Genomic DNA, 9,799 nt, shown 5'->3' with positions numbered 1-9,799 from the left:
TGTTCATGAGGTCGGCTGTCAAGGGGGCAGGTGTCACATGTCGTCACCCCGACGTGCGGAGGTGGTCGTGCGGATGGTGCCCATACCGGTGGCCGGGCCGATCTTCGGACCGGCCGGAGGAGTCGCCGGCGGATCGGTGCTCGGCGCGTGCCGCACGGACCACGAGCTGGCCCGGCGGGCGGCGAGGTCGGCGGCGCGTCAGCTCGTCGCGGAGCACTTCGGCTGCCCGCCGTCCCGGCAGCGGTGGCAGCGCGGCGCGCGGGGCCGCCCGCTGCTCGGCCATCCGGCGGGCGTGCACGTCAGCATGAGCCACGGCACGGTGGCGGCGGAGGGCGGCGGTGTCGCCGCGGCGGCGGCCTCGGTCAGCGGGCCGGTCGGGATCGACGTCGAGCCGATGCGGCCGGTCCAGGACGTGGACGAGCTCGCGGAGACGGTCTTCGCGGCCGTGGAACGGCACGCCCTGGCCCAACTGGAGGGGGTGGAGCGGCACCGGATGTTCCTGCGGCTGTGGACCCGCAAGGAGGCGGTGCTCAAGGCGCTCGGCACCGGGCTGTCCGGCGGTCTCGCCTCGGTGGTCACGGACGCGGGCGGCGCGCTGCTCCAACTGCCGGACGGCTGCGGCGGACCGGACGGGTGGTCCGTGGTCGATCTGCCGTCGGACGGCGCCGTGATCGGCGCGGTCGCCATCAAGGCGCCGGGCCGGGTGGTGGTCAGGACCGCCGCGCGGCGGTGAGGCCGCGAAGCTCCGGCCTGCGGGCCCCTACAGGCCGCCCACGGCCAGACTCCTGGTCTGCGGGCGGCCGGCGGGGCGCGGCCGCATGGTCAGGTCGAGCGCGAGCAACTGCTCGACGGCGACCGTCAGTTGGGCCACCAGAGTGTCGTGGTCGAGGCCGGCGAGCGGCTCGACCCGCATCACATAGCGCATCATGACCGCGCCCATCAGCTGCGCGGTCACCAGCGCCGCCCGCCGGTCGGGGTCGCTCGCGCCGGTCGCGGCCACCACCTGGGTGACGAGGCCGGAGTCGAGGAAGTCGGTGAGCGCCTCGTTGGCCTCTTCGTTGTCGACCGCCGAGCGGGCCACGGCGAGCAGCGGCTCGCGGACGCCCGGCGACTCCCACAGTTGCAGGAAGACGGTCACCAGCCGCTCCGCCACCTGCTCCTCGGGAGCCGAGCGGACCCGTTCCAGCAGGCCCTCGACATCGCACAGGTCGCCGACCGCGGCGGTGAAGACGTCGCCCTTGGTCGAGTAGAAGTAGTGCACGAGGGCGGGATCGACCTCGGCCTCCTTCGCGATGGCGCGCACGCTGACGCCCTGGAAGCCCTTCTCGGCGAACAGCTTCCTGGCGGCGTCCAGGATGTAGTCCCGGCTCCCCCTGCGGGTGCCGGTGCCGCCGGCCCCGGCGGCTCCGGTCGTCACCGCGGGCTGAACATCTCTGTCGTCTCTACAGTCAGACGGATCCATAGTGCTGTTCTCCCCGGTGCATGGCTGCTTTTCACCTCAAGCCAGAATAACTCATCTAGTGAGGAAGGGCGCCGCCGTCACCAGGCACATTGGGTGTTCAACCCGCGCGCGGCACCCCGTTGCACTCCCGCATCACTCGCACCAGACCGTACCGGTCGGTACCGACCCGGTCCTGACCGGTGTCCGCTACGCGGTCAGTGTGAACACCTCGCCGAGCGCCCGGAACACGGCCGTGTTCAGCGAGTATGCGTTCCGGCACTCGGCCACCACCCGCTGCCGCTCCAACTCGTCTACCGCGGCGCCAAGTTCGTTCAGCCGCTCGCGGTAGTCGCGCTTGAACGCGGCCGGGTTGCCGATCGCCTCGTAGACGTAGAACCGCACCCCGTCGCCCTTGTGCTGGAAGCCCCACGTCCGCTCCGCCATGTCGCGGATCAGCTGGCCGCCCGACAGGTCACCGAGGTAGCGGGTGTAGTGGTGGGCGACGTAGCCGGCCGGCCACTCGCGGGCGACCTGGGCGACGCGTTCGGCGTAGCGGGCGGTGGCCGGCAGTGCGACGGCCCGCTGCCGCCAGCCGGCCCCGAGCAGCAGATCGAGGTCGTGCTCCAGCGCGGCGACCCGGGGCAGCTCCGGCCGGATGAACGGGCCCGCCAGCGGATCGGCGGCCAGCGGCCCGGCGCTCTCCTCCAGTGCCCGGTAGACGAACCAGAGCTGCTCGGTGTAGCGGGCGTACGCCTCGACGCCGAGCGCTCCGCCCAGCAGGTCGGTCATGAAGGAGGCGCCCGACGCCTCGTCGTGCTCGGCGAGGCTGGCGGCACGGAGCACCTTGGAGAAGGGCGGCGGCGGCTGGGGCGTCACGGGGACCTCCGGCGTCGGGGTCGGTGGACGGGGGTGCCACCGGCGTCGATCCTGGCAAGTTAGGTATACCTAAGTCAATGGTTCGCCGAGAACTTACCGACAACGTGTCGGAAACGTACACAGGAACAGTTCCACCCCCGGTGGGTGTTCAATCCGGCCAACAGGGAGGATGTTCTCCACCGCCCGCGTACGGTTGAATCATCAGCCGCCCATGGACGGCTGGGGCGAGGGAAGGAGCTCGATGGCAGGCAAGAGCAGGTTGCCCGGCTGGCTGCGCCGCCGTACGGAAGGCGGCCAGGGGGCCGACCGGACCGCGAAGCCGCCCCGGACCACCCGGGCCTCCGCCCGCGCCGCCGCCCTCGACCTGCGCAGGGACGAGCTGATCAAGGCCGCCGCTGCCGCCGCCTTCCCCGTCGCGCCCGCCGCCCACCCCGAGGGCTTCGGCTGCTCCTGCGACCGGATCGGCTGTCCGATCCCGGCCCTGCACCCCGTCTCGCTCGCCTGGCAGACCCAGGCCACCTGCGACCCCGAGCGGGTCGAGCAGTGGCTGCGCGGCCAGCCGCTCGCCAACTTCGTCACCGCCACCGGCGTGGGCCACGACGTGCTCGACGTGCCCGCCGAGGCCGGCCGGCTCGCGCTGGAACGGCTCAGCCCCGACTCCGCCACCCTCGGCCCGGTCGCGGCACTCGGCGAGGACCGGATGCTGTTCTTCACCGCCAGCCGCGGCACCCCCGCCGAGGAGGAGGAGTGGTGGCCGTGCGAGCTCGACTGCCACCCCGAGACCGCCGACGAGCACCCGGGCATCCGCTGGCACTGCCGCGGCAGCTACGTCCTGCTCCCGCCCTCCCGGCTGCCCGACGGCCAGACGGTGCAGTGGCTGCCCGGCCGCGGTCCCGAACTGCCGCTGCCCGACCCGCTGATGGTGCTCGACATCCTCTCCGACGCCTGCGCGCACTTCGGTTACGAGCCGGAGGCCGACCAGGCCGCCTGGGCCCGCTGAGCCCTGGGCCCCGTTCGGTTCGGGGCCGGGACGCGGCGGTTAGGCGCCCTTCGCGGAGACCAGGCCGACCACCCGGCTGAGGAAGACCACCTGCGCCGGCTTCGCGTCGGCCGGCGGCACCGTCACCGCCTGCTGGGCCACGTGCGAGAGGGTCACCGAGGTCTTCGGGGTGCCGGTCATCAGCGCCTTGGTGTTCGGGTCGATGTTGAGCTTGAAGCCCGCCCGGTAGGTCGCCCGCGACTGGTGGTGCGAGGCGAAGAAGACCAGTGCCCCGCCGTCGTCGGTGCGCAGCGCGATCGGGGTGTAGTCCGGGCCCTCGGCGGGCTGGTCGGCGTACTGCGTCACGGAGTTGGCGGTGTGCGCGGTGGTCTTGCGGCTGTCGCGTACCCCGGAGGTCGTGGGACCGGCGGCGAAGACCTGCCGGCCGGTCAGGCCCTTCTGGAGGTAGTCGGTGTACTCGGACGCCACCTGCCCCGGCTGCACCGCCAGATCGGTGCCGGCCAGCGGCAGCGGCTCGGCGTAGCCGTCCTTGCCGGTGGCGAACTTCGGTATCTGCGCGGTCGGCACCGCGGCCACGAAGGCCGCCTTCCAGGTGGCGGCGGCCGTGTCGCGGCGGAAGACCATCAGCCAACGGGCCGTGGAACTGCGGTTGGTGGCCGTGTCGGCGACGAAGAACTTCGGCCAGCCGCGCTGCTCGGGTATCACGTACTTCGCGTCGGAGAACTTCAGCGGCGAGAACGCCGGGTTGCCCGCCGGGTGGTTGGCGTGCTGGGCGCGCAGCCCCGCCGCGTCCGTCGCGGCCAGCGCGCCCGTCTCCACGCCGCCGATCAACCGGGCGTCGTAGGCCTTGCTCGCCGCGTTGTTCACGTCGGCGAAGTGCGCCAGGACCGTGGCCGCGTCGGCCGCCCGCACCGAGGGGATGACCGCCCGCTCGCCGTGCACCGTCATGCAGCCGGCCAGCGGCAGGCTCAGCGCGACGGTGGCGGCCCCAAGGCACAACCTGCGGCGGTTCATGGCGCGTTGGCTCCTTCGTACCCGAGGCGGTGCGTGCCGGCGGCAAGGGTGCGGCGGCTTGGTGGCTGAGGCGGCGTTCGGTTGTGGCGGCGGGGGGAAACGCCGCCGCCACCCTATCGGCAGCCGCCTGCGCCGGGGGCGCGACCGTCAGTGCCGCGCGCCGGTCACCGGAGCGCGCGGGTCACGGGAGGGTGAGGACCTCGGCGCCGTCCGCGGTGACCACGAGGGTGTGCTCGAACTGCGCGGTGCGCTTGCGGTCCTTGGTCACCACGGTCCAGCCGTCGTCCCACTGGTCCCAGGTGTGCGTGCCCAGGGTCAGCATCGGCTCGATGGTGAACGTCATGCCAGGTCGCATCAACGTCGTCGCCCGCGGGTCGTCGTAGTGCGGGATGATCAGGCCGGAGTGGAACGAGGTGTTGATGCCGTGGCCGGTGAAGTCGCGCACCACCCCGTAGCCGAAGCGCTTGGCGTACGACTCGATGACCCGGCCGATGACATTGATCTGCCGGCCCGGCCTGACCACCTTGATCGCCCGGGCCAGCGACTCCCGGGTGCGCTCGACCAGCAGCCGGGACTCCTCGTCCACGTCGCCGACGAGGTAGGTGGCGTTGCAGTCGCCGTGCACGCCGTGGATGAACGCGGTCACGTCGAGGTTGACGATGTCGCCGTCCCGCAGCTCGGTGGAGTCCGGGATGCCGTGGCAGATCACCTCGTTGACGGAGGTGCACAGCGACTTCGGGAAGCCGCGGTAGCCGAGGTCGGACGGATACGCCTGGTGGTCGACCATGTACTCGTGCGCGATCCGGTCGAGCTCGTCGGTGGTCACACCGGGCGCGACGGCCTTCGCGGCCTCGTCCATCGCCCGCGCGGCGATCCGGGACGCGATCCGCATCTTCTCGACGGTCTCCGCGTCCTGCACCTCGGACCCGGTGTACGGCGCGGGCCCCGGCTTCCCCACGTACTCGGGGCGCGGAATCGAGGCAGGCACCTGCCGGGTGGGGGAGAGCTTGCCGGGGACGAGCAGCGACTGACCAGACATGCCGACGAGTGTATCCGCGGCATGTCGGGCACCATGGCGGGCAGGGAGCAGTACGAGGACGGGAGAGCGACGATGGCGCTGTTCAGGGTGAAGAAGCCGGCGGGCAAGCCCGGTGAGTGGTTCTACTGCCTCCAGCACAAGACGGCGGAGGAGGGTCCGCAGTGCGCGTCCAAGGACCGCTTCGGCCCGTACGCGAGCCGCGCGGAGGCGGAACACGCGATGCAGACGGCGGCGGACCGCAATCTCGAATGGGACACGGACCCCCACTGGAACGACAGGCCCTAGCCTCCCCCCACCCGGGGGCTCAGCCGGACCCGCCCGCCCAGCCCGTCCCGGCAGTAGCCGGCCCCCGCCCGGTGGTGGGCTTGTCGCGCAGTTCCCCGCGCCCCTGGTGATGCCGGGGTAAGTCGCGCCCACGCGGCGCCAGCCGCAGATCGGATACAGCCCCGCGCCCCTTGGGCGCTGGCCGGGGCTCGGTCGCGTCTGACGTGCCCCGTCAGGGGCGCGGGGAACTGCGCGACGAGGCACAGTGCGCCTGGAGGCGGGTAGGGGGCTCAGCCCATTGCGGTGGGGGTCGGGGCGCCGGCTTCGTGGGGGGATGGGGGCCGCGCCGGAAGTGGGTTGCGGGAGTCATAGGACGTCAGACCGGGAAGCGTTGCTGCCAGCATGGCCACCGCGGCCGCGCAGGCCAGGCCGCCGGACCAGACGGCGACCCGCGCGGTCGTGAGCGCGGCCACGCTGCCGGAGCGGAGCTGGCCGAGCTGGGGGCCTGCCGAGTACGAGAGCAGCTCGATGCCGGCCAGCCGGCCCCGCAGCTCGTCGGGAATCGTCTGGTTCCACATCGTGGCCCGCCCGATCCCGCTGATCATGTCGCATCCCCCGGCCGCCCCCAGGCACAGCAGGACGAGCCAGATCTCGCCCGCCCACCCCGCCGCGGCCATCGCCAGCCCCCACCCGGCCGCCGCGACCACCACCATCCGGCCGTGCCGGTGCACCCGTGACGTCCACCCGCTGGTCACGCTCACGAGCAGCGACCCGACCGAATCCGCCGCGTACATCAGGCCGAGCGCCCACATCGCGTGCAGGTCGTCCGCCAGGAACGGGAAGATCGCCACCGGGTAGGCGAAGAACATCGCGGCGAGGTCGATCGCGTACGTGCCGAGCAGCTCCTTGCGCCCCCAGGCGTACCGCGCGCCCTCCGCGATGCCGCGCAGCGACGGCGGCTGCGCGTCGTGCGCGGCGGGGGAGCGGCGGATGCCGAGGCCCAGGCAGGTGGAGACCGCGAACGTCCCCGCGTCGATCGCGTACGCGTACGGCAGCCCGGCATACGCGATCACCAGCCCCGCCATCGCCGGCCCGGCGATCGCGCCGACCTGCCAGCGCAAAGCGTTGAGCGCGGCTGCCGCGGCCAGCTGGTCGCGCGGCACGATCCGCGGCACGATCGCGTCGAGCGCCGGCCGTTGCAGCCCGGTCAGCGCGCTGGAGACCACGGCGGCGGCGTAGAGCGGCCACAGCGCCGGATGCGGCAGCATCGCGTTGACCAGCAGGAACGCCACCAGCAGTCCCTGCGCGGCCTCACTGCCCACGATCAGCAGCTTGCGGTCCACCGCGTCGGCGAGCGCCCCGCCGTAGAGCCCGAACACGATCAGCGGCACCAGCTCGACCGCCCCCACCGCGCCGACGGCGACCGCGGAGCCGGTGAGCTCCTTGATCTGCACGGGCAGCGCGACCATGGTCACGAAGCTGCCGAGGCTGGTGACGGCGCCCGCCATCCACATCAGCCGGAAGTCCCGCGACCCCCGCCAGGGAGTCAGGTCGGGCAGCAACGACCGCGCTTCGCGCTTCCCGCGCGCGCCGGAAGAAGGGGGCTCGGCCTCGGACACCCCCGCACTGTCCCCGCCGCCCGGAGCGGCGGCAACGCATTTTCCCCGCCCGGCAGCGCTCCCCGCGCCGCGCCCGGCAGCCCCCCGAGCGCGAACCGGCCCCCGAACCGGCCCCCTACCCCGCACCCACCTCCTCCTGCCCGGCGGCCCGCCTACCACGATCGATCTCACCCATGTGCTCCTCCGCCCAGTCCCGCAGCCCCGCGAGCACGACCTCCAGGGACAGCCCGAGCCCGGTGAGCCGGTAGAAGACCCCCGGCGGCACGGTCGGTTCGACCCGGCGCGACACCAGCCCGTCGGCGGTCAGGCTCCGCAGCGTCACGGACAGCATCTTCTGCGAGACGCCCGGCATCCGCCGTCTCAGCTCCGCGAAGCGCACCTCGTCCGGTGCGGCGTCGGCGAGCGTCTTGACCGCCATGGACGTCCACTTCGTGCCGATGCGGTCGAGCAGCTGCCGCGTCGGGCACAAGGGGTCGAACAGGTCGCCGCGCTCCCCGCGGCCGGGGGCCCGGGTTCCTGAGGTGGTCACCTGTGGCTCACCACCTTTCCTGAAAGTGCCGTCTGGCAGGCGGCGGGGCGGTTACCTATCGTTTTGTGGTCACCAATGGTAACCAGCAAAGCCCCGAGGAGCCGTCATGCCGAGCACCACCGCGCCCCGCCTGCACCGCGTCACGACGAACGGCGTCGAGCTCAACGTCGCGATCGCCGGCGAGGGACCGGCGGTCCTCCTGCTGCACGGCTTCCCGCACACCTGGCGGCTCTGGAGCGGCCTCATCGACCGGCTGGCCGGGCAGTACCGGGTCATCGCCCCGGACCTGCGGGGCCTCGGCGCCAGCGAGCGTGCCGCCGACGGCTACGACGCGGGCACGCTCGCCGCCGACGCCGGAGGGCTGCTCGACGCGCTCGGCGAGTCCTCGGCAGCGGTGGTCGGCATCGACGCGGGCACCGCCCCCGCCGTGCTGCTCGCGCTGCGCCGGCCCGGCCTCGTCCGGCGGCTGGTCGCGATGGAGGCACTGCTCGGCGGCCTGCCCGGCGCCGAGGCCGTCCTCCCGGGCGGTGTCCCGTGGTGGTTCGGCTTCCACGCCGTCCCCGGCCTCGCCGAGACCGTCCTGGCCGGCAACGAGGCCCCGTACATCGACTGGTTCCTCGACGCGGGGACGCGGGGACGGGGAGTGCCGGACGACATCCGGGCGGCCTTCGTCCACGCGTACACCGGGCGTGAGGCGCTGCGCTGCGCGTTCTCCTACTACCGGGCGCTGCCCACCAGCGCGCGGCAGATCGAGGACGCCGCCGGCACGGCCCGGCTGACCATGCCCACCATGGCCGTCGGCTCGCACCCCGTCGGCACCGGGCTCGAGCGCCAGCTCCGTCCCCTCGCCGATGACCTGGTCGGACACCACCTTCAGGACAGCGGCCACATCATCCCGCTCGACCGCCCCGACACGCTGTTCGCACTCCTCGCCCCCTTCCTCGCAGCGCCCCGCGAAATGGGAGGATCACCGGTATGACTAACCCTGACGATGGCAAGACCTCCCCGGAAGGGGCCAAAGCCCCCGCCAAGGACCCCTGGGAGCTGCCGGATGTGTCCGGTCTCACGGTGGGTGTGCTCGGCGGGACGGGTGACCAGGGGCGCGGGCTGGCGTACCGGCTGGCGCGGGCCGGGCAGAAGGTGATCATCGGGTCGCGGAGCGCGGAACGGGCCCAGGCCGCGGCCGGTGAGCTCGGGCTCGACGTGGAGGGCGCCGACAACAGCGAGTGCGCCCGGCGCAGCGACATCGTGATCGTCGCCGTGCCGTGGGACGGGCACGCCAAGACCCTCGAATCGCTCCGGGTGGACCTGGCGGGCAAGCTCGTCGTGGACTGCGTCAACCCGCTCGGCTTCGACAAGCAGGGCGCCTACGCGCTGACTCCCGAGGAGGGCAGCGCCGCCCAGCAGGCCGCCGCCCTGCTGCCCGACTCCCGGGTGACCGCCGCCTTCCACCACCTGTCCGCCGTCCTGCTGCAGAACCCGGAGATCCCGGAGATCGACACCGACGTGATGGTGCTCGGCGAGTCCCGCGCCGACACCGACCTCGTCCAGGCGCTGGCCGGCCGGATCCCCGGCATGCGCGGTGTCTTCGCCGGCCGGCTGCGCAACGCCCACCAGGTGGAGTCCCTGGTGGCCAACCTGATCTCGGTGAACCGCCGCTACAAGGCCCACGCGGGCCTGCGCCTCACCGACGTGTGAGGCGCCGGCGGGGCATGGGGGACAATGGGCGCACGACGACCAGGGCCGCGACCACGAACGCGGCCAGGTTCACGGTCATGACAGGAGCCCGCCACCCATGCCCCGCCTCGCCCTCTACGCCCTCATCGTGTGCGTGCTGTCCCTCGCCGCCGCGGTGGTGTCCTTCGTGAACGGCAGCTGGCTCGGCGTCGTCTGGATCCTGCTCGCGGGCGTGTGCAGCAACATGTGGTGGTTCTACCGGCGGCGCGCCAAGGAGCAGCGGGCCCGCACCGGCCAGCCCGCCTGACCCGCCGGCCGGCCCCGACCCACTCGCTCCGGG

The 9,799-nt window shown here is 73.0% G+C and carries 12 protein-coding genes; 6 read left to right on the top strand and 6 right to left on the bottom strand.

Translation table 11 applies throughout. From position 1 onward, the window contains the following. The first annotated feature begins 73 nt into the window (after window positions 1-73). Complete coding sequence (locus tag ACQPW6_RS08995; RefSeq protein ID WP_433889029.1) at window positions 74-733, top strand: 4'-phosphopantetheinyl transferase family protein; 660 nt, start codon at window positions 74-76, stop codon at window positions 731-733. A gap of 27 nt (window positions 734-760) precedes the next feature. On the opposite strand, the gene ACQPW6_RS08990 is transcribed toward ACQPW6_RS08995, so the two are convergent. Both ACQPW6_RS08990 and ACQPW6_RS08985 read right to left on the bottom strand, forming a co-directional pair. Then, on the bottom strand, window positions 761-1,417 hold the full coding sequence (locus tag ACQPW6_RS08990) for a TetR family transcriptional regulator (protein WP_433889028.1): 657 nt from the start codon (window positions 1,415-1,417) through the stop codon (window positions 761-763). Window positions 1,418-1,648: 231 nt separating this feature from the next. Then, on the bottom strand, window positions 1,649-2,317 hold the full coding sequence (locus ACQPW6_RS08985) for a heme oxygenase (biliverdin-producing) (protein ID WP_433889027.1): 669 nt from the start codon (window positions 2,315-2,317) through the stop codon (window positions 1,649-1,651). Window positions 2,318-2,558: 241 nt separating this feature from the next. On the opposite strand from ACQPW6_RS08985, the gene ACQPW6_RS08980 reads away from it, so the two are divergent. Further along, a complete protein-coding gene (locus ACQPW6_RS08980; protein ID WP_433889026.1) occupies window positions 2,559-3,317 on the top strand; it encodes a bifunctional DNA primase/polymerase in 759 nt (252 codons plus the stop codon). A 39-nt stretch (window positions 3,318-3,356) separates the two neighbouring features. Here the strand turns inward: ACQPW6_RS08980 and ACQPW6_RS08975 are convergent, their stop codons facing one another. Beyond that, entirely contained in the window at window positions 3,357-4,331 is a 975-nt protein-coding gene (locus ACQPW6_RS08975) for a hypothetical protein (protein ID WP_433889025.1), read from the bottom strand. A 181-nt stretch (window positions 4,332-4,512) separates the two neighbouring features. Beyond that, window positions 4,513-5,370, bottom strand: a complete 858-nt coding sequence (gene map, locus ACQPW6_RS08970) for a type I methionyl aminopeptidase (RefSeq protein ID WP_433889024.1) — start codon at window positions 5,368-5,370, stop codon at window positions 4,513-4,515. Window positions 5,371-5,442: 72 nt separating this feature from the next. On the opposite strand from map, the gene ACQPW6_RS08965 reads away from it, so the two are divergent. Continuing rightward, window positions 5,443-5,655 carry a hypothetical protein gene (locus ACQPW6_RS08965; RefSeq protein WP_433894472.1) on the top strand — a complete coding sequence of 71 codons (213 nt, stop codon included), beginning with the start codon at window positions 5,443-5,445 and terminating at the stop codon, window positions 5,653-5,655. Between the two features lie 269 nt (window positions 5,656-5,924). Here ACQPW6_RS08965 and ACQPW6_RS08960 read toward each other — a convergent pair whose 3' ends face one another. Next, a complete protein-coding gene (locus ACQPW6_RS08960; protein ID WP_433894471.1) occupies window positions 5,925-7,148 on the bottom strand; it encodes an MFS transporter in 1,224 nt (407 codons plus the stop codon). Between the two features lie 220 nt (window positions 7,149-7,368). Beyond that, entirely contained in the window at window positions 7,369-7,782 is a 414-nt protein-coding gene (locus ACQPW6_RS08955) for a winged helix-turn-helix transcriptional regulator (RefSeq protein WP_433889023.1), read from the bottom strand. A gap of 106 nt (window positions 7,783-7,888) precedes the next feature. On the opposite strand from ACQPW6_RS08955, the gene ACQPW6_RS08950 reads away from it, so the two are divergent. The 3 genes from ACQPW6_RS08950 (at window position 7,889) to ACQPW6_RS08940 (ending at window position 9,766) form a co-directional block, all read left to right on the top strand. Beyond that, window positions 7,889-8,761, top strand: a complete 873-nt coding sequence (locus ACQPW6_RS08950; protein ID WP_433889022.1) for an alpha/beta fold hydrolase — start codon at window positions 7,889-7,891, stop codon at window positions 8,759-8,761. Beyond that, window positions 8,758-9,480 carry an NADPH-dependent F420 reductase gene (npdG, locus tag ACQPW6_RS08945; RefSeq protein WP_433889021.1) on the top strand — a complete coding sequence of 241 codons (723 nt, stop codon included), beginning with the start codon at window positions 8,758-8,760 and terminating at the stop codon, window positions 9,478-9,480. The genes ACQPW6_RS08950 and npdG overlap by 4 nt, the downstream gene beginning before the upstream one ends. Window positions 9,481-9,577: 97 nt before the next feature. Further along, a complete protein-coding gene (locus tag ACQPW6_RS08940) occupies window positions 9,578-9,766 on the top strand; it encodes a hypothetical protein (RefSeq protein WP_433889020.1) in 189 nt (62 codons plus the stop codon). Window positions 9,767-9,799 lie beyond the last annotated feature (33 nt).

Source organism: Streptomyces sp. CA-111067 (assembly GCF_050956065.1).
In the GTDB taxonomy this organism is placed as follows: domain Bacteria; phylum Actinomycetota; class Actinomycetes; order Streptomycetales; family Streptomycetaceae; genus Actinacidiphila.
Note: the sequence above shows the minus strand (reverse complement) of the source record. Positions and strands in the feature narration are given on the sequence as shown.